17 protein-coding genes are annotated in these 19,515 nt (G+C 68.3%); 11 read left to right on the top strand and 6 right to left on the bottom strand.

The window, feature by feature from the left end; genetic code table 11:
• The first annotated feature begins 77 nt into the window (after positions 1-77).
• Genes gspG through gspN form a run of 8 tightly spaced genes read left to right on the top strand, consistent with a single transcriptional unit; the run spans position 78 to position 5,312 of the window.
• Positions 78-506 carry a type II secretion system major pseudopilin GspG gene (gspG, locus tag LN047_RS10765; RefSeq protein ID WP_373981734.1) on the top strand — a complete coding sequence of 143 codons (429 nt, stop codon included), beginning with the start codon at positions 78-80 and terminating at the stop codon, positions 504-506.
• Positions 478-966, top strand: coding sequence for a type II secretion system minor pseudopilin GspH (gene gspH / locus LN047_RS10760; RefSeq protein WP_373981733.1), 489 nt, complete (start codon positions 478-480; stop codon positions 964-966). The genes gspG and gspH overlap by 29 nt, the downstream gene beginning before the upstream one ends.
• A complete protein-coding gene (gspI, locus tag LN047_RS10755) occupies positions 953-1,387 on the top strand; it encodes a type II secretion system minor pseudopilin GspI (RefSeq protein ID WP_373981732.1) in 435 nt (144 codons plus the stop codon). Before gspH ends, gspI begins: the two co-directional genes overlap by 14 nt.
• On the top strand, positions 1,384-1,995 hold the full coding sequence (locus LN047_RS10750) for a prepilin-type N-terminal cleavage/methylation domain-containing protein (protein ID WP_180100052.1): 612 nt from the start codon (positions 1,384-1,386) through the stop codon (positions 1,993-1,995). The genes gspI and LN047_RS10750 overlap by 4 nt, the downstream gene beginning before the upstream one ends.
• On the top strand, positions 1,992-2,978 hold the full coding sequence (gene gspK / locus LN047_RS10745) for a type II secretion system minor pseudopilin GspK (RefSeq protein WP_373981731.1): 987 nt from the start codon (positions 1,992-1,994) through the stop codon (positions 2,976-2,978). The genes LN047_RS10750 and gspK overlap by 4 nt, the downstream gene beginning before the upstream one ends.
• Positions 2,975-3,967, top strand: coding sequence for a type II secretion system protein GspL (gene gspL, locus LN047_RS10740; protein WP_373981730.1), 993 nt, complete (start codon positions 2,975-2,977; stop codon positions 3,965-3,967). Before gspK ends, gspL begins: the two co-directional genes overlap by 4 nt.
• Positions 3,964-4,548 (top strand): type II secretion system protein GspM, encoded by a 585-nt coding sequence (gene gspM / locus LN047_RS10735; RefSeq protein ID WP_373981729.1) that lies wholly within the window; start codon positions 3,964-3,966, stop codon positions 4,546-4,548. Before gspL ends, gspM begins: the two co-directional genes overlap by 4 nt.
• Positions 4,548-5,312, top strand: coding sequence for a type II secretion system protein N (gene gspN, locus LN047_RS10730; RefSeq protein ID WP_373981728.1), 765 nt, complete (start codon positions 4,548-4,550; stop codon positions 5,310-5,312). The genes gspM and gspN overlap by 1 nt, the downstream gene beginning before the upstream one ends.
• A gap of 166 nt (positions 5,313-5,478) precedes the next feature.
• Here the strand turns inward: gspN and gspE are convergent, their stop codons facing one another.
• On the bottom strand, positions 5,479-6,906 hold the full coding sequence (gene gspE / locus LN047_RS10725) for a type II secretion system ATPase GspE (RefSeq protein ID WP_062840860.1): 1,428 nt from the start codon (positions 6,904-6,906) through the stop codon (positions 5,479-5,481).
• Entirely contained in the window at positions 6,903-9,284 is a 2,382-nt protein-coding gene (gene gspD, locus LN047_RS10720) for a type II secretion system secretin GspD (protein WP_373981727.1), read from the bottom strand. Before gspD ends, gspE begins: the two co-directional genes overlap by 4 nt.
• 176 nt (positions 9,285-9,460) lie before the next feature.
• Between gspD and gspF the strand changes: the two genes are divergently transcribed.
• A complete protein-coding gene (gene gspF / locus LN047_RS10715) occupies positions 9,461-10,666 on the top strand; it encodes a type II secretion system inner membrane protein GspF (RefSeq protein WP_373981726.1) in 1,206 nt (401 codons plus the stop codon).
• A 72-nt stretch (positions 10,667-10,738) separates the two neighbouring features.
• Here gspF and LN047_RS10710 read toward each other — a convergent pair whose 3' ends face one another.
• From LN047_RS10710 to LN047_RS10700, 3 genes are all read right to left on the bottom strand, one after another.
• The gene (locus LN047_RS10710) at positions 10,739-11,077 is read right to left on the bottom strand and encodes a P-II family nitrogen regulator (protein WP_006386376.1); all 339 of its coding nucleotides are present in this window, start codon (positions 11,075-11,077) and stop codon (positions 10,739-10,741) included.
• Between the two features lie 168 nt (positions 11,078-11,245).
• Complete coding sequence (locus tag LN047_RS10705) at positions 11,246-13,312, bottom strand: NAD(+) synthase (RefSeq protein ID WP_253856998.1); 2,067 nt, start codon at positions 13,310-13,312, stop codon at positions 11,246-11,248.
• A gap of 102 nt (positions 13,313-13,414) precedes the next feature.
• Positions 13,415-14,788: a mechanosensitive ion channel family protein gene (locus tag LN047_RS10700; RefSeq protein WP_152384131.1), complete on the bottom strand. Its 1,374-nt coding sequence runs from the start codon at positions 14,786-14,788 to the stop codon at positions 13,415-13,417.
• Between the two features lie 160 nt (positions 14,789-14,948).
• On the opposite strand from LN047_RS10700, the gene argH reads away from it, so the two are divergent.
• A complete protein-coding gene (gene argH, locus LN047_RS10695; protein ID WP_373981725.1) occupies positions 14,949-16,370 on the top strand; it encodes an argininosuccinate lyase in 1,422 nt (473 codons plus the stop codon).
• A 130-nt stretch (positions 16,371-16,500) separates the two neighbouring features.
• Complete coding sequence (locus LN047_RS10690; RefSeq protein ID WP_373981724.1) at positions 16,501-18,519, top strand: PEP/pyruvate-binding domain-containing protein; 2,019 nt, start codon at positions 16,501-16,503, stop codon at positions 18,517-18,519.
• Positions 18,520-18,537: 18 nt separating this feature from the next.
• Here LN047_RS10690 and LN047_RS10685 read toward each other — a convergent pair whose 3' ends face one another.
• Complete coding sequence (locus LN047_RS10685) at positions 18,538-19,515, bottom strand: Bug family tripartite tricarboxylate transporter substrate binding protein (protein WP_373981723.1); 978 nt, start codon at positions 19,513-19,515, stop codon at positions 18,538-18,540.

Below are 19,515 nucleotides of genomic sequence, written 5' to 3'. Positions count from 1 at the left end.
GACCTGCCGGCGTGCGCATTACTGTCATATTTCATGTCCACAATCCCGGGCTTCTACTGAAAGACCGGAGTTGCAAAGTGCGTCAGTTACCGCGCGGGCTTGTCCGCCAGCAGGGCTTCACCCTCATCGAGATCATGGTGGTGATTGTGATCATGGGGATTCTGGCCGCGCTGGTGGTGCCGCGCGTGCTCGATCGCCCGGATCAGGCGCGTCAGGCGGCCGCCCGGCAGGACATTGCGGGCATCATGCAGGCGCTCAAGCTGTACCGGCTGGACAATGGCCGTTATCCGACCACGGCGCAGGGCCTGCGGGCGCTGGCGCAGAAGCCGGAGGGCGTTGCCAACTGGCGTGGCTACCTGGACAAGCTGCCCAACGATCCGTGGGGACACCCCTACCAATATCTGAGTCCCGGCGTCAAAGGCGACGTCGATGTCTTCTCGTTCGGCGCCGACAACAAGCCCGGCGGAGAAAGCGGCGATGCCGACATCGGTTCCTGGGAACTCTGAACGCGGTTTCACGCTGGTCGAAGTCCTGGTGGTGCTGGTGATCGTGGCCATCGCGGCCAGCATGGTGAGCCTGTCGGTCGGGCGTGGCGACAATCGTCTTCGCGCTGACGCCGAGCGGCTGGCGGACGCGTTCACCGTGGCGCAGAGCGAAGCGCGCAGCGACGGGCGCCCGATCCGCTGGCTGGCAAACGGCCAGGGGTGGTCGTTCGAGCGCAACGGCCGCGCGGCGGGCCCTACCGCGCAAGACGACATCCCGGTGCCTCCCGACCGTCTCGACACGGACGAGGTGTTGCGTCCGCAGGCCTGGTCGGCCAGCCCGGTGCAATGGCGGCTGGATCCGGACCGGCCGCTGATCTTCAATACGGAATGGGTGGCCGCGCCCATGACGTTGACGTTGAGCGCGGCAGACGTGCGCGTGATACTGCAACGCGATGCCGCGGGACGCTATGAGATCCGCTGACGAATTCGCCCAGGCCGCCCTTGATGGCGCGGCATTGCCGCGTCCGCGCAACCGCGAACGCGGTTTCACGCTGATTGAAGTGCTGGTCGCGCTGGCGATCATCGCCGTGGCGATGGGCGCGGCGTTGCGCGCCACGGGCGTCATGGCCGCGAACAACCGCGCGCTACAGGACAAGACCCTGGCTTTGTTGGCGGCGCAGAACGCGCTTGCGCAGTTGCGTCTGGAACAGACGCTGCCGCGCGCCGGCTCGCAGACGGTGCCGTGTCCGCAAGGCGGCCTGGCGCTGCAGTGCGAACTGGTCTTTACCAATTCGATGAACCGCAGCTTTCGGCAGGTGTCGGTGAAGGTCCGCGACGCCGCGTCTTCGCGCAATGGCGCGATCCTGCTGCAGCTCGACGGACTGCTGTCCAGCTTGCGATGACCGTGCGCCGCCCACCGCAATCCCAGGCTGGCTTCACGCTGATCGAGGTGCTGGTCGCCCTGGCGCTGATGGCGCTTGTCAGCCTGATGGCCTGGCGCGGCCTGGCCAGCGTGTCAGGCGCGCGCGATCTTATCGCCGCGCAGGCCGAGGACACGGACGCCATCGTACGCACGTTGGGTCAGATGGCGCGCGATGTGGAGCTGTCGTACGCGGGCCCTGCGTTCGATTCACCGGGTCTGGACGCGGTGTCGTTCACGACGGGCCTGCGGCTGTTGCCGCGCGCCGCCGGCGGGCAGACGCTGGAAGTCCTGCGTCCCGATCCCGATGGCAACGGCCTGTGGCAGCGTGTTCAATGGCAGGTCCGCAACGACGGACTGTGGCGCACGAGTGGCCCATCCGGGCCGCGCAGTCCGCTGCCGGCGGCCGTTGACGGCGTGCTGCTTTTGCCGGGCGTGCGCAATCTTGCACTGCGCGCGTGGGTGCCGGGCGTGGGCTGGGTGGACGCGAACGCGGCGTTCGCGGCGGCGCCCAGCGGTCTGGAGATTGTTTTTGATCGTGGCGTGCCGGGCGATCTGCGGCGCTACTCGCGCATCCTGGAGCTGCCATGAGCCGCAGGGCTGTTCACGCACAGGCCTCGTGCAGCGGTCATGGGAGAGGCGGCGGGAACCGCCAACGCGGCGCGGCGGTCGTCAGCGCGCTCATCGTGGTTGCGATCGTGGCCGCGCTGACCACCAGCCTGTTCCAGCGGCAGACCGCCAGCACGCGGCGCGTGGAGAACGAACTGGCGCGCGTGCAGGCGCGCGCGATGCTTGCGGGCGGCATCGACTGGGCGCGGCTGGTGGTGCGCGACCATGGCCGGCGCGAGCCCACCACCCGCGGCGACCAGATTTGGGCGACCCCAGTGCTGGACACCCGTATCGAGCGCCCCGGCGACGACCGCGTGGCGGTGTTCTCGGGCGGGGTCCAGGACGAACAGGGCAAGTACAACCTTTACAACGTTGCGCGCAATGGCGTGGCGCAGCCCGAGCAGGAAGAGATTCTGCGGCGCCTGCTCGGCACGCTGGAACTGCCCGACACGCTGGCCGCGCGCATCGTGGACATCGTTGCGGCCGCACAGCCGCCCGCGCTGGCGGCGGACGCGCCCAATACCGCGGCGCAGCCGGGCCCGCTGGCGCGTGCGCCGTTGCCGCGCGGCGTGGACGAAGTCGCGGCGCTGCTGGACCTTGAACCGCCCATGCGAAACGCGTTGCGGCGCACGATGACGCTGCTGCCGTCGGCCACCCAGGTCAACGTCAACACCGCGCCCGCGGAGGTGATCGCCGCGCTGGTGCCGGGGCTGTCGCTTGCGCAGGCCCGCGCCTTGGCGGGCGAGCGCGACCGCGGCAACTGGTTCAACAACACCGGCGACTTCGCCAACCGGCTGGCGGGCACGGGCGTGAAAACGCCCGCGCCCGCCGTCTCCACCAATAGCAGCTGGTTCCTGGCCAGCGGCACCGTGGTCTACGAACGGGCGCGCGTCTCCATGCAGGCGTTGATGCGCAGCGCCCCGCCGGCCGCTCCCGAAACCCTCTGGACGAGAGAAACACCTTGAAGAACACCCTGCGCATCGCCCTGCCCGCGCTGGAGGAATTTGGCGCCGATTCGCCGCTGCCCTACGCCTGGTTCGACCGGCGCGGCCGCTGCGTGCGGCAAGGCGAGCTGGCGCTACGCGCCCTTGGGCACGCCTGGCCCCAGGCCGCGTGCGAAGCGGTTCTGCACCCGGCCGACGTCATTTCGGCCACGGTGCAGATTCCCGCCGTGGCGCGCGCGCATTTCGGGGCGGCCGTGCGCGGCGCGCTGGAACCGCTGGTCCTGAGCGACCTGGATGGCCTTGCCATCGGTCACGGCGCACGCGCCGCTGACGGGTCCGTTACGCTGGCCTGGTCCCCGCGCGAACCGGTGCGCCGCGCGTGGAGCCTGCTGAGCGAGCAAGGCCTGCGCGTGCGCGCGCTGATCGCCCCGCAAGCGCTGGCGCCAGCCACCGATGCGCCGCTGCGCGACCCTGCCGATCCGCGCTGGCACGCGCCCTCGCCCGCCTGGTCGCTGGCCATGCCGCATCTTGCGCCGCTCAGCGTGTCACGCTGGCGGCCGGTGTGGCGATGGGGCGCGCTGGCGGCCGTGGTGTGGATTGCGGGTTTGAACCTGTATGCCGCGCAACTGCGCGGCGAAGCGGACACCTTGCGTCGTGGCATGCACGATCAGGTGCTGGCGGCGTTTCCGAACGTGCCCGTCGTGCTGGACCCCGCGCGCCAGGCGCAGCAGGGGCTGGACGCGTTGCAAGCCAACCGCGGCGCCGCCAGCGCCGGCGACTTCCTGCCGCTGGCCCGCGCCGCCGCGCAGGCGCTGCCCTTTGCCGCCGACAAGGTCGCGCACCTGACGTATGCCGACCAGGCGCTCACGCTGCAACTGGCGGACGCCGGCCCGCAAGCACAACGCGTCGCCGAAACGCCGGCGCTGATCCAACAAGCCGCCGCCCTGGGGCTGAAGCTGGAACGCGGCGACACCGACAACACCTGGCGCATCGTGCGCAGCCAACCATGACACCGCTACATCGACTTCAAGCTGCGTGGCAGGGCGCCCGCAAACCCGTGGACCCGGCGCTGGCGCGCGCCCGAGCGCGCTACCAGGCGTTGGCCCCACGCGAACGCCGCCTCGTCGCCGGCGCGGCGTTGCTTCTGGGCGCGGCGATTTGCTTTGTGACGCTGATCGAGCCCGCCCTGAACACCGTGCGCAAACTGCACGCCGAGCTGCCAGGCCTGCGCACGCAGGCCGCCACCGTCGCCGACCTGACGGCGCAAGCCTCCGCCCTGCGTCAGCGCGACGCGGTGCCCGCGGGGGCCATGCCCAGCACGCAGGAACTGTCGGCCAGCCTGGAACGCGCCGGCCTGCCCGCCGGGCAATGGACGCTGGCCGATGCCGACGCGGGCGGCGTCACGCTGTCGTTGGCGCAGGCGCCGTCATCGGCGCTGATGCGCTGGCTGGACGGCGCGGGGCGCGATTGGGGGCTGGCCATCTCGCAGGTGGACCTGACGCGCGCCGCAAACGCCAACGGTCGACCGCTGCCGGGCCTGGTCAACGGCAAGGTCGTGCTGCGGCCGCCGCAGGCGGTCGGGAGCCGCTGATGCCGCTGAAACTTCCTTCACGCCGCGTGGCGGGCCTGTGGCTGGCTGGCGTGTTGTGCGCCGCAGCTGCGGGTGCCGCCGTACTGCCTGCGCGATGGGTGCTGGCGCTTTTGCCCGCCGACGCGCCGGTCACGTTGGCCGACGCCAGCGGCACGCTGTGGCACGGCAGCGCGTGGATCGCCCTTGGCGCCCAAGGCGCGCGCCGCGTGCTGCCGCAACCGGTGCAATGGCAATGGCGCTGGGACACGATGGCGCTCGACATCTCGCATCCCTGGCTGCAAGGCGCGTTGCGCGCGCGCCCGGGGTGGAACGGTCTGGCGCTGCCCGCGTCGTCCCTGCGCGTGCCCGCAACGGTTCTGCCTGCGCTCGGCGCGCCTTGGAATACGTTGTCGCCGCAAGGCATGCTGGAGATCAACTGGCAGCCCTTGCGCCTGGGCGCCCCGCTTCCCCCCGGCCCGGCCGTGGACGTGCGCTGGCGAAACGCCGCGACTGCGCTCTCGCCCATCTCGCCGGTGGGGACTTATTTGCTGCGCGTGCAGGGCGGTAAAACCGGCGCGATGCTGGTCCTCAGCACGGAAAGCGGCCTGCTTGACGTCAAGGGCCAGGGCGGCGACGGCCCCCGAGGCATCAGCTTCCAGGGCGAAGCCACGTTCGCCCGATCGGTAAATGAGGCCGACCGCGCCGCGCTGGACGGCCTGCTGTCGACCCTGGGCCGCCGCTCGGGCGACACGGTGACGTTCAGCGTGGGGAAATCCGGGCGATAGGAGCGGCGACGGAGCGCGGGAAGGTGTCAGACACCCTGGGAAGGCCCGCGGCAGATGAAGGACCACTCACCAGGGTGTCAGACACCGCCCAGACCTGGGTGTCAGACACCGACCAGAGTTTGTAGGACGCATGAGGTGTCAGACACCCAGCGCAAACGGCCGCGGGCTACGCGTCGCGCGTGACGCGCAGGATTTCCTCCGGCGACGTCTGCCCCGCGTCCACCCACCGCTGGCCGTCTTCGCGCATGCTGCGCATGCCGGCGGCCGCTGCGGCGCGGCGCAGTTCGCGTTCGTCGCGGCCTTCGTGGATCAGGCGGCGGGCCTCGTCGTCCACCGTGAAGAGCTCGTGGATGCCGGAGCGGCCGCTGTAGCCGGTGTGGTTGCAGGCCTCGCAGCCCACGGGGTGAAAGACCTGCACGCCGTCCAGCATCGAGGGCGACTTGCACGCCGGGCATAGCTTGCGCACCAGCCGCTGCGCCAGCACGCCCAGCAGCGACGACGCCAGCAGAAAGGGTTCGACGCCCATGTCGGTCAGGCGCGTGACGGCCGACACGGCATCGTTGGTGTGCAACGTGGCCAGCACCAGGTGACCAGTCAGCGAAGCCTGCACCGCGATCTGCGCGGTTTCCAGGTCGCGGATTTCGCCGATCATGATGACGTCCGGGTCCTGGCGCAGGATGGCGCGCAGGGCGAGCGCAAAGCTCATGTCGATCTTGGCGTTGACCTGCGTCTGGCTGATGCCGGCCAGGTCGTATTCGATGGGATCTTCCACCGTCAGGATGTTGCTGGTGGAGGCGTCCAGACGGCTCAGCGCCGCATATAGCGTCGTGGTCTTGCCGCTGCCGGTCGGGCCGGTCACCAGGACGATGCCGTGCGGCTGGCGGATCAGACGGTCCAGCTGCGACAGAACGCCCGGGCTCATGCCGAGCTTTTCCAGTTGCAGCCGGCCGGCCTCCTTGTCCAGCAAGCGCAGCACGGCGCGCTCGCCATGCCCGGTCGGCAACGTGGACACGCGCACGTCGATGGGACGCCCGCCCACGCGCAGCGCGATGCGGCCATCCTGCGGCAGGCGCTTTTCGGCGATGTCCAGGTGCGCCATGATCTTGATGCGTGAAATCAGCGCGGCGTGCAACGCCTTGCGCGGCGACACCACGTCGCGCAGCGTGCCGTCCACGCGGTAGCGCACCACGGAATGCGTTTCGAAGGGTTCGATATGGATATCGCTGGCGCCATCGCGCGCGGCCTGCGCGAACAGCGCGTTGATCATGCGGATCACGGGCGCATCGTCCTGCGCTTCCAGCAGGTCCGCCACTTCGGGCATGTCCTGCATCAGCCGGTCCAGGTCGATCTCGTTCTCCGCCACGCCCATGACCGACGCCGCGTCTTCCGAGTGGCTGTAGGCCGCGGTCAGCAGCGTCTCCAGCGCCTCGTCGTCGATTCGCGTCAGGCCGATGTCGCCGTGGCAGCGCCGGATCTCGCGCACGGCCCATTCCGGCGTGCGCGGACTGACCGTCAACTGCGCCTGCCCCCCGCGCAGCGACAGCACCGCGCGCTGCGCGCGGGCCCAGGCGTACGGTAAGGGATGCGCGCTCATAGCAGCTTCTCGGGGTCCACCGCCACCGTCATCATGACGGGCCGCGGCGCGCGGATGGGTTGCTGGGCGGGTGCGGGCGGCGTGCCGGGATACTGGCGCACCGCAAAGGTCTCGACCGTGGCCGGCGGCGGACGGCGCAGCGTGGCCGCCTGCTGCTCGGGCCGCAAATCGTAGGCGTTGTTCGACACCGACGGGGCTGAGCCCGGCAGCGGCAGCATCGGCGCCTGCATGTCCGGCAGCGCCCAGTGGTCGCGCGGCTGCACCGCGCCCTGCGCGCGCCGCATGTAGTCGTAGCGGTCCATCGTGACGCTGGCGCTGCGGTTGGCGTCGCGCACCACGTACGGGCGCAGGAACACCATCAGGTTGGTCTTGGTGCGCTTGCGCGTGTCGTAGCGGAACAGCGAACCGATCACGGGCAACGAACTCAGTCCCGGCACCGCGTTGGACGTGAGCGTCACGTTGTCTTCCAGCAGGCCGCCCAGCACGATGATCTGGCCATCGTCGATCAGCACGCTGGTGTCGATGGCGCGCTTGTTGGTGACGATGCCGGTGGTGGCGTTCGAGCGGCTTTCGTCGATGCTGCTGACTTCCTGGTAGATGTCCAGCTTGACCGAGCCGCCTTCGGAAATCTGCGGCCGGATGTTCAGTTTCAGGCCCACGTCCTCGCGTTCGATGGTCTGGAACGGATTGGAGCTGCCATTGCTGCCCGAGGTCACGTACTGGCCCGTCACGAACGGCACCGTCTTGCCGACCAGGATGCTGGCCGACTGGTTGTCCAGCGTCAGCAGGTTGGGCGTGGACAGGATGTTGGCCTCGCCCGTGTTCTGCATGGCGCGCGCCAGCACGCCCAGGTTGATGACCTCGTTGCCCAGCACGTCGACCGTGCCCTTGACCACGCCCAGGCTCAAGCCGCTGCCCAGCGCGTCGATCGAGGTCGGTCCGTTGCCGGTGATGCCGCTGCCGCCCAGGTTCGTGCCGCCGATGAAACTGGTGCCATTGCCGTTGATGTTGCCCGCGCCGGTCATCCACTGGATGCCGAATTCGGCGGCCTTCTCTTCGCTGACTTCCACGATCAGGCTTTCCACCAGCACCTGCGCGCGGCGCTGGTCAAGCTGGTCGATCACTTCACGCAGGCTGCGGTACAGCGGCTCGGGCGCGGAGATGATGAGCGAGTTGGTGGCCGGGTCTGCCTGGATGGTTGCGCCGCCCGCGGAATACGACACCGCCTGCGTCGAATTGTCTTCGCGCGCGATGCGCTCCTGTTCGCCCGACAGGCCACTGCGCGACGAGCCCGACTGGCTGGACATGCCCATGCCTGCCTGCGTCCCCGCGCTGCTGGCCGTGTTCTGCGCGCGTGCGCCGCCCTGCGCGCCGCCGGTGCTGCTGCTGGCGCCCGGCGCGGCGCCCGGCGCCGAATTTGCCTGGCCCGTTAGCAGCCCGCCCAGCACCTCGGCAATGCGCGTGGCCTGCGCGTTGCGCATGTACACCACATGCAGATTGCCCGCGCGGTTCTGCTGCGCGTCCAGCTTCTGGATCAGTTCGCGCGCCAGGCGCGTGCGCGCCGGGCTGCCCGAACGCACCAGCACGCTGTTGCTGCGCGGATCCGCCACGACCGCGATGCGCTGCGTGGGGTCGCTGCTTTGCGTGTCGAGCAGCTGTGAAGCCAGGATGGCGATGTCCGTCGCAATGGCCGATTGCACCGGCACCACGTCCGTGTCCATCGAACTGGGCACGTCGATGCGCGCGATGACCGCGGCGATGCGCTCCAGGTTGTCCGCGTAATCCGTCACGACCAGCGTGTTGTTGCCGGGGTACGCGTTGATCGGGTTGTTCGGCGGCACCATCGGGCGCAGCACCGGCACTAGGTTCGCGGCGTTCTCGTACTTCAGCGGGAACACCCGCGTCAGCATTTCGCCGCTGTTGCCCCCGCCTTTGGCAAAGGCCGACACGGGCACGGGCGCCCTGCCCGCCGCGGCCGGCGCGCCAGCCGCAGGCTTGGCGCCTGCCGGTCCCGCTCCGCCCACAACGGCGCTGCCTTGCAGCTTGGCATCGGCCTCGGGCACGACGCGCGTCACGCCGTCCACGTCGACGATGGCAAACCCTTGCAGCCGCAATGCGCCGGTCAGCATGGACAGCGCCTGCGCGCTATCGACAGGACGATCCGAAACCAGGGTGAGCTTGCCCTTGACGCGGGGGTCCACCAGGAAGTTGCGCTGCGTGAACAGGGACAGCGCGCGCAACACGGCGGGGATGTCCGTGTCGACGAAGTTCAGGCTGACGCGGTTGTCCGCCTGTTGTGCGTGAGCCGTGCCGGCGGCGGGTCCGAGTTGACTTGCGGCAAGCAGGAATGCAAGGCTGAATTGCGCGATGTGACGCATGACGAGATAGGTGCCCGAGACGTGAAATCGTTTGGAAAAACGGGAAAGCGCGTCGGAGTATACGGGGTGTGACTGCAACATCCCGGTCATATTTCATAGGCAAGGTGACGGGCTGGAAACCCTTTAAATTCGGGGCTCTTGGCGATTTCGGCAGGTGCTTCCGCTTTATTACAGCCATGCCTTCCTATCGCTATGAAGCCACCGACGCGCTCGGAAAAATCGTGCGCGGCACGATCGATGCCGACTCCGAACGCGGCGCCCGGAACCAGTTGCGCGGCCGCGGTTTGTTGCCCTTGTCGACCGCGCTGGCGGCGCGCGCCGAAGGCATGGGCGCGGCGCTGCGCGCGCGTCTGTCGGACGCCGATCTGGCGTGGCTGACGCGCCAGCTCGCCAGCCTCCTGGCCGCTCGCCTGCCATTGGATGCGGCGCTTAGCGCCACGCTGGAACAGGCCGAGAAAAAACACATTGCCGCCACGTTGGGCGGCGTGCGCGACGACGTGCGCGCCGGCCATCGCCTGTCGGCGGCGCTGGCCTCGCGGCCGCGCGACTTTCCCGAAATCTATCGCGCGCTGATCGGCGCGGGCGAGGAATCGGGCAACCTGGCGCAGGTGATGGAAAAGCTGGCCGACTACATCGAGGAACGCAACACCTTGCGCAGCAAGGTCATGACGGCCTTCATCTACCCGGCGGTGGTGGCCAGCGTATCGGTGGTCATCGTGATCTTCCTGCTGGGCTATGTGGTGCCGCAGGTGGTGTCCGCCTTCAGCCAGGCCAAGCAGGAATTGCCGATGCTCACGCGCGTGATGCTGGGGCTGTCGGACTACGTGCGCGAATGGGGCGCGGTCACGGGCATTGCAGTCGTGGCGGCCATCGCCTTGTGGCGCTACGCGCTGCGCGCGCCGGCCGCGCGGCGGGCCTGGCACGCGCGCGTGCTGCGGCTGCCGCTGGCCGGCCGCTTCGTGCTGGGCGTGAACGCCGCGCGCTTTGCGTCCACCCTCGCGATCCTGAGCGGCAGCGGCGTGGCCCTTCTGACCGCGCTGGAAGCCGCGCGGCGCACGCTCAGCAACGACGTGCTGCGCCTGGCGGTCGACGAGGCCGCGGCGCGCGTGCGCGAGGGCGCGGCGCTGTCATCGTCGCTGGGCGCGCAAAAGGTCTTTCCGTCGCTGCTGGTGCACCTGATCGCCAGCGGCGAGAAGACCGGGCGGTTGCCCGAACTGCTGGACCGGGGCGCGCAGAACCTGTCGCGCGACCTGGAGCGGCGCGCGATGGCGATGACGGCCCTGCTGGAGCCGGCGCTGATACTGCTGATGGGGGGATTCGTCCTCTTGATCGTGCTGGCGGTGATGATGCCGATTCTGGAGATGAACCAGTTGATCAGGTAGGAACGCGGGCCGCCAGACGGCAGGCCTGGGGAATACGGGCCGCGTGTTGGCGCGGCCCGAGAAAGATGCGGATCAGAGCGCCTCTTCGTCGCTCTCGCCGGTGCGGATGCGGATGGCCTGTTCCACCGGCGTCACGAAGATCTTGCCGTCGCCGATCTTGCCGGTGCGGGCAGCCTTGACGACGGCTTCGATGGCGGCTTCGACCTGGTCGTCGGGCAGCACGACTTCGACGCGGATCTTGGGCAGGAAGTCCACCACGTATTCGGCGCCGCGATAGAGTTCGGTGTGGCCCTTCTGGCGGCCGAAACCCTTGACTTCGGTGACCGTCAGGCCGCTGACGCCGACTTCCGCCAGCGCCTCGCGGACTTCGTCGAGCTTGAAGGGTTTGATGATGGCGGTGACTTGTTTCACGTTGGTCGTCCTGGGTTTTTGATGTGGTGCGTCGCCCTGCCGCGCGGCCCGCTGTCTTGTGACACAGGCGGGCGCCGGGCGCAATGGACAGAGAATAACACCGCGCGGTCGCCACGCGGCGCCCGCGAATTTTCTGCCGCCGCCCCAATGTGGTGCGCGGCGCCGCCGTCAGCTTTGGGGCGCCTCGTCGGGAATCTGGTCGGCCTCGCGCATCCACACCACGGACTCGGAGTCGCTGGGCGCGCGCCAGTCGCCGCGCGGCGACAGCGAGCCGCCGGAACCCACCTTGGGCGCGTTCGGGATGCAGGTGCGCTTGAACTGGCTGGTCCGGAAGAACTTGTCCAGGAAGATCTTCAGATTGCGTTTGATGGCGGCCAGATCGTATTCGTTGCGCACGACGTGGCCGGCCTCGGGCCACGCGCCCGCCTCGCGGTCGCGCCAGGCCGTCCACGACAGGAAGGCCACCTTGGTCGGCGCAAAGCCGTAGCGCAGCGTGTAGTACAGGTTGAAGTCCTGCAGCTCGTAAGGGCCGATCGAGGCCTCGCTCTTTTGCTCGGGCTTGTCGTCCGCGCCGCCCGGCACCAGCTCGGGGCTGACGTCGGTGCCCAGCACGTCCAGCAGCACCTGTGCGCCCTCGTCGCCCAGCCGGCCCGATTCGGCTACCCAGCGCACCAGGTGCGTGATCAACGTCTTGGGCACGCTGGCGTTGACGCTGTAATGCGACATGTGGTCGCCCACGCCGTACGTGCACCAACCCAGTGCAAGCTCGCTCAGGTCGCCCGTGCCGATGACGATGGCGTTGCTGAAATTGGCCAGCCGGAACAGGTGGTTGGTGCGCTCGCCCGCCTGGACGTTCTCGAAGGTGATGTCATAGACCGGCTCGCCGTTGGCGTAGGGATGGCCCAGGTCCTTGAGCATCTGCAGGCAGCTGGGGCGGATGTCGATTTCGGAGGCCGTGCAGCCCACCACCGCCATCAGGCGGCGCGCCTGCTGCAGCGTGCGGGTGCTGGTGGCAAAACCCGGCATCGTGACCGCCAGGATGTTCGAGCGCGGCAGGTCCAGGGCGTCCATGGCCTTGGCGCACACCAGCAGCGCATGCGTGGAGTCCAGCCCGCCCGAAATGCCGATGACCACCTTCTTCATGCCGCTGGCCGACAAGCGCTGCGCCAGCGCCTGCACCTGGATGTTGTAGACCTCCTTGCAGCGCGCGTCGCGGCGCTGCGGGTCGGCCGGCACATAGGGAAAGCGCGCCACGCGCCGTTCCAGCGCCAGTTCGGCGTCCTCCAGCGGCGGATTCACCGGCACCGGCACGCGGCGGAACCGGCGGACTTCGTCCGCGTGGCGGCGCACGGACTGGCCGAAGGTGCTCTGGCGCATGCGTTCGCGCGACAGGCGTTCCAGGTCGACATCCGAGAACAGCAGGTGGGAATGGTTCAGGAAGCGTTCGGATTCGGCCAGCAGCTCGCCGTTTTCGTAAATGAGCGCCTGCCCATCCCAGGCCAGATCCGTCGACGACTCGCCCCGGCCGGCCGAGGTGTACATATAGGCCGACAGGCAGCGCGCCGACTGCTGCGACACGAGCTGGTGACGGTATGCGGACTTGCCGACGACGATATTGGAGGCCGACAGGTTGACCAGCACCGTGGCGCCGGCCAGCGCGGCATAGGACGACGGGGGAATGGGCACCCAGACGTCTTCGCAGATTTCAACGTGGAACTGGAACAGCGGCAGCTTTTCCATCTGGAACAGCAGCTCGGACCCGAACGGCACCGTCTGGCCCAGCAGGTCGATCTGCGTGCCGATGGCGCAGTCGGCCGCGCTGAACTGGCGGGCTTCGTAGAACTCGCCGTAATTCGGCAGATATGTCTTGGGCACGACGCCAAGCACGCGCCCGCCGGCCGCCACCACCGCGCAGTTGAACAACTGGTGCGCCACCCGCAGCGGCGCCCCCACGACGATTGCGATATCCAGGTCGGCGGTCGCCTCGACCACCTGAGCCAGCGCCGCCTCGCAGGCGTCCAAGAGGGCCTTCTGGTGAAAGAGGTCGTCGCAGGTGTAGGCCGACAGGCCCAGTTCCGGGAAAGCCGCCAGCACCGCGCCGCCTTGGGCAGCCTGCTGCGCCAGCGCGATGGTCTGGGCGGCATTGAACGCGGGATCGGCCACCCGGCACTCGGGCACGCCGACCGCGACCCGGGCGAAGCCGTGGGAATACAGGTTGAAGAACGGATTCGACATCGGGGATTTCGCCTGGGAGGTTCGCCTGGAGATTGCGACGTGGAGGGGTGCGCCGGGGGGGCTGGAGGCCCGGGAATCAACGGCCGGATTATCTCACGGGCCCTATTCCGCCTGGCGCGGCATCTTGCCGTCGGTCAGGCCGCGCTCGAACGGCAGCGCCGGACTGCCGTCCATGGATCCTTGCCGGTCGCGCTCGGCCGACAGCGCCGCCTGGATGGCGCTGTCGCGCAGGTATCCGCCCATGGCGCCGATGTCGGCGCCGGACGGCTGCTGGTACAGGCGCAGGCCCAGCTCGGGCAGGATCGCCAGCAGATGGTCGAACACGTCGCCCTGGATGCGTTCGTATTCCACCCACGCGGTCACGGCAGTAAAGCAATACACCTCGACCGGAATGCCCTCGGAGGTGGGCTCCATCATGCGCACCATCATTGCCATGTCCTGGCGGATTTCCGGATTCTGCTTCAGGTAGGCCAGCGCATAGGCGCGCAGCGTGCCGATGTTGGTCAGACGGCGCCGGTTGGCCGGCACGCTGGCCAGTTCGCCCAGCGTCTGGTTGGCCTGGACGATGTCCTGGGTCTTGCTTTGCAGATAGTCGTGCAGCAGCCGGAACTTCATCAGCCGCTGCGCCTCGTCGTCGGTCAGAAAGCGCACGCTGGCCGCGTCGATGCGGATGGTGCGCTTGATGCGCCGGCCGCCGGATTCGAACATGTGCCGGTAGTTGCGGTAGCTTTCCGAGAACAGCTTGTAGGTCGGCACCGTGGTGACGGTGTTGTCCCAGTTCTGCACCTTCACGGTGTGCAGCGCAATGTCCTTGACGAAGCCGTCCGCATTGCATTGCGGCATCTCGATCCAGTCGCCGATACGCAGCATGTCGTTGCTGGTGAGCTGCGTGCTGGCCACCAGCGACAGGAGCGTGTCCTTGAACACTAGCAGCAGCACCGCCGACAGCGCGCCCAGGCCAGAGATCATCCAGAGCGGCGAGCGGTCGATCAGGATGGAAAGCACCAGGACGGTGCATACCGCCATCAGGATCAGCTTGCCGATCTGGATGTAGCCCTTGATGGACCGGGTCTGCGCGCGGGTCGTGGCCGAATAGGTGTCCTGCCAGGCGCTCAGCACGCCCGAAAACGCGATGAACACGCAGATCCAGGCGCCCGCGTGCGCCAGCCGGCCCACGATGGTGACCACCCGCTCGGCATGGGGCACCAGGTCGATGCCCATGGAAACCACCGCAAACGGCACCGCGTACCAGAGGTTCTGGTACGCGCGGCGGCGCTGCAGCGCCTTGTCCCAATCGCCGTGGCCGCTGACCACGAGCAGCCGGTGCGCCAGCAGCAGGACCACCCGCGCGACCACCCACTGCACGAACAGCGCGGTCAGGATGAGCGCGCCGATGCCGATCAGCGTCTGCGCCCAGATCTCCCGGGGCATATGGGTATCAATTTGGGTGACTAGCTCTTCCCATTCCAGGGGCATGGATCCGTACTCGCTTTACAGGGTCTTGAAACTGGGGTCTTGAAACCGGGGTCTTGAACTGACCGGGATTATCCGACAACTCGCGCCATCTGCGGGTTCCGGCCCCGCATAACGGCCGCCGTCGCCCGGCGTGGCGCAAGGCCCTATAATCCTGCCCATCATGGCAAACACTCCCTCCTCCGATCAAAACCAGTTCGCCAACAAGGCGCAGGCCTGGTCCGCCCGGTTCTCCGAGCCGGTTTCCGAACTCGTCAAACGCTACACGGCGTCCGTGGATTTCGACAAGCGCCTGGCGCGCCACGACATCCAGGGCTCGCTCGCGCACGCCGACATGCTGGCCGCCCAGGGCATCATCGGCGCCCAGGATCTGGCCGACATCCAGCGCGGCATGACCCAGATCCTGTCCGAGATCGACGCCGGCTCGTTCCAGTGGCTGCTCGACCTGGAAGACGTCCACCTGAACATCGAAAAGCGCCTCGTGGAACTGGTGGGCGATGCGGGCAAGCGCCTGCATACCGGCCGTTCGCGCAACGACCAGGTCGCCACCGACATCCGCCTGTGGCTGCGTGACGAAATCGACACCCTGCAGGATCTGCTGCGCCAGCTGCGCCACGCCCTGGCCGCGGTCGCCCTGGAAAACGCCGGCACCATCATGCCCGGCTTCACGCACCTGCAAGTCGCCCAGCCCGTCACCTTCGGCCACCACCTGCTCGCCTACGCCGAAATGTTCGGCCGCGACGCCGAGCGCCTGGCCGACTGCCGCCGCCGCGTTAACCGCCTGCCGCTGGGCGCCGCCGCCCTGGCCGGCACGTCGTTCCCCATCGACCGCGAACGCGTCGCCAAGACGCTGGGCTTCGAGGGCGTGTGCCGCAACTCGCTGGATGCCGTCTCCGATCGCGACTTCGCCATCGAATTCTGCGCCGCCGGCGCGCTCATCATGACGCACGTCTCGCGCCTGTCCGAAGAGCTGGTGCTCTGGATGAGCCCGCGCGTGGGCTTCATCGACCTGGCCGACCGCTTCTGCACCGGCAGCTCGATCATGCCGCAAAAGAAGAACCCCGACGTGCCCGAGCTGGCCCGCGGCAAGACCGGCCGCGTTAACGGCAACCTGGTCGCCCTGCTGACCCTGATGAAGGGCCAGCCCCTGGCCTACAACAAGGACAACCAGGAAGACAAGGAAGGCCTGTTCGACACGGCCGACACGCTGCGCGACACGCTGACGATCTTCGCGGACATGGCCGGCGGCATCAAGGTCAAGGCCGACAACATGCGCGCCGCGGCCCTGCAGGGCTTTGCCACCGCCACCGATCTGGCCGACTACCTGGTCAAGCGCGGCGTGCCCTTCCGCGACGCCCACGAAGTCGTGGCTCACGCCGTGCGTGACTGCGAACAGCGCGGCTGCGACCTGGCCGACCTGTCCACCGCCGAACTCACGGCCTACCACCCCAGCATCACCGAGGACGTGCACCAGGTCCTGACGCTGGAAGGCTCGGTCGCTGCGCGCAAGCACGTGGGCGGCACGGCCCCCGAACGCGTCGCTGAAGAAGCCCAGCGCGTGCTGGCGGAAACGGCGCAAGGCTGATTTCGGCTTGCCGTAGATGCGTTGGATGCAAGGCCCCCTTTTTTGGGGGCCTTGTTGTTTCCGCCCCCAGCCAGCAATCCCGCTCCCGGGCCGGATATGATGGCGCCTTTGCCGCTCTGTCCCCGAGACCATGATCCTCGCGCGCGCGCCGCTCAGGCCCCTTATTCCACTGCGGATGTCGCTGGCCGTGCTGGCCGTCTCCGCGCTGCTCGTTGGCGCCGGCGCGCCGCCCGCCCAAGCCCAAACCGCCCGCAAACCCTCCCCGTACGAAAACGGCCGCCCCCTGCGCCCCGACGAGGTCGAGGCACGCAAGGCCGAGGACGCGCGGTGGGGAGGCCCGCGGTTCCTGGCGCAGATCAAGACCCGGGCCGAATTCGATCAACTGGCGCGGGTCTATAACGCCGGCACGCCGCTGGAAATCCCTCATGTGCTGTTCGTCATCGACCGCCAGCGCGCCGACCGCATCTATTACGTCAACACGCCGCGGTACGCGCTGCACGAGACCTTTGCGCGTGAGCGGCGGCTGCTGTCCGGCGACCGGGCCGCGCTGGTGGCGCAGTACAAGGATCCCAATCGTCGTCTGCTGTTCGGCACGCTGAGCTGGCAGAACAGCCTGCCCGGCTATACCTATGAGTTCTGGGAAGGCGATCTGCTGACGCCAGAATTGCTGACCCTGACGGCGCAGCGGCTCGCGGCCACGTTCCCTCTCCCGCTGAAATTCAAGAGCAATTCCACGCTGCAGGAAGAGACCGCACGGCGGGCCGGGCTGGACTTCGTCACGCAGGAGGCGCTGCTGCGCGAGCAGACCTTCTTGCCGCTGAATACCGGGCGCGCGCAGGGCCGGCTGCGCATCGTCAAGGCCGTGGATGAAACGCCTGACCTCTCGCCCACCGACATCGTGGTGCTGGACGAGGTGCCCGTGGCGCTGACGCCAGTGGCGGGCCTGGTCACGCAGCGCCCATCCACGCTGCTGTCCCACGTGAACCTGCTGGCCAAGGGCTGGCGCATTCCGAATGCCTACGTGCGCGACGCCGTGGCGGCCTTGCGCGAGCATGATGGCCAATGGGTCGAGCTGACCGTCGAAAGCAACGGCTACCGGGTGCAGCGCATCGCGCAGCCGGCCGCGTCGCCAGCCACGGCGGCAACCCCCTCCGCTGCCGCCTCGCTGCCCAAGCCCGACCTGTCGGTGCGCGCCCTAAAGCCGCTGTCCGGCATGACCACGCGCGACAGCCGCCACTGCGGGGTCAAGGCGGCGAACCTGGGCGCGCTGACGGCCGTGCTGCCGCCCGCGGCCAGCGTGCCGGATGGATTTTGCATTCCGTTTGCCCAATACGCGGCGTTCATGGACCAGCTGGGAGTGCCCGCGCGCGTGGCGGCGCTGGCGCAGCGGGCCGACTTTGCCAGCGACGCCAACGTGCGGCGCGCCGAACTGGCCAAGCTGCGCCAGGACATCGTCGACGCAACGCCCGACCCCGCCCTGTCGGCCGCCTGGCGCGCCCGCTGGGAAAAGCAGTTGGGTGGCCACGGCGTCTTCGTGCGCAGCTCGTCCAATTCCGAAGACCTGCCGGGTTTCAGCGGCGCGGGCCTGTACACCACCGTGCCGAACGTCACGCAGCCCGACGCGCTGGCCCGGGCCGTGCAGACGGTATGGGCATCGGTCTACAACTTCGAGGCTTTCGAGGCGCGCCGCACGGCGGGCTTCGGGCAGGACGCCGTCGTCATGGGGGTGCTGGTGCAACGGGCCGCGGCGCCCGACAGCTCGGGCGTCATGATCACGCGCGATCCCTTCGACGCCTCGCGCCGCCACGTCACCTACCTGTCCGCCAAGCGCGGACTGGGCATCAAGGTGGTGGAAGGCAAGCGGCAGGCCGAACAGGTCATGTACTCAAGCTGGTCCAAGGCGGTTCAGGTGCTGAGCCGTTCCGCCGAGGACACGCAGCTCGTGGCTGACGCGGGCGGCGGCGTGCGCGAAGTGCCCATCGCGGGCGGCCGGCAGGTGCTGAATGATGCCCTGGTCGCCCGGCTGGCCGCCGTGGGACAGCAGGTGAAAAAGCGCTTGGGAAATGGAGACCAGGACATCGAATGGGCCGTGCAGGCAGACAAGATCCTGATCCTGCAGGCGCGGCCTTACATCGACGGGAGCCGGTAGGCTGCCGCGAAGCCGGGATCAGTCCGGCGCAGCGCCCGACGCCTGCACGATCTGCTTCCATTGCATGAATTCTGCCTGCTGGCGCGCGGCCAGTTCAGCGGGGCCATCCTGCATCATCGTGACGCCCAACTGATCGAACTTCTTCTTCAGCGCGGGATCGGCCAGGACCTTCTGGATCGCCTGATGCATCCTCGCGATGGCGGCCTCGGGCATGTCCTTTCCACCATAGAACGCGACCCACAGGTCGCCGGTAAAGCCGGGAATGAACTCCGAGATGGCCGGAACATCGGGCAACAGCGCATTCCTTTCGGCGCTGCTGACACCCAGCGCGCGCAGCTTGCCGGCCTTGATGCTCTCCAACGCGGATGGCAGGCTGGCGAACAGCATCGGCACCTGGTTGCCCATGACGTCCGCCATCGCCGGCGACACGCCGCGGTACGGGACATGCTGCATGCGCAAGCCGCCCAGCTCACTGAGCATGACACCCAATAGGTGATTCAACGTGCCCGCGCCCGCCGAGGCGTACGGGTATACGTCCGGATTGGACTTGACCAGCGCCATAAACGCATTCATGTCCTTTGCCGGGAACGCCGGATTCACGCATAGGACATTGGGTACTTCCCCAACCGCCGCAATCGGCGCGAAATCATTGATGGGATCGAACTTTGCATCCTTGTAGACCCAGGGCACGATCAGCTGGTTGCTGTTCGCGGTGAACAGCAAGGTGTAGCCGTCCTGAGGCTCGCGCAAAAACGCCTGGGTGCCGACCACCCCGCCCGCGCCGGGCTTGTTGATCACGATCACGGGCTGGCCCAGCTCCGGGCCCAGTTTCTCCGCCATGATGCGGGCCACGATGTCCACGGTACCGCCTGCTGCCGTGGGCACAACAATATTGACTGGCCGGTCGGGATACTCGCCCGCGGCCCGCGCGCCACCCGAGATTGCGGTGGCCGCGCACAGCGCCAGCAGAGCGCGCTTCAGTAACTTGAACCTCAT

This window comes from Achromobacter sp. JD417, assembly GCF_041879325.1.
GTDB classification, from domain to species: Bacteria; Pseudomonadota; Gammaproteobacteria; order Burkholderiales; family Burkholderiaceae_B; genus Achromobacter; species Achromobacter mucicolens.
This window is presented reverse-complemented; position numbering and strand designations above follow the sequence as displayed.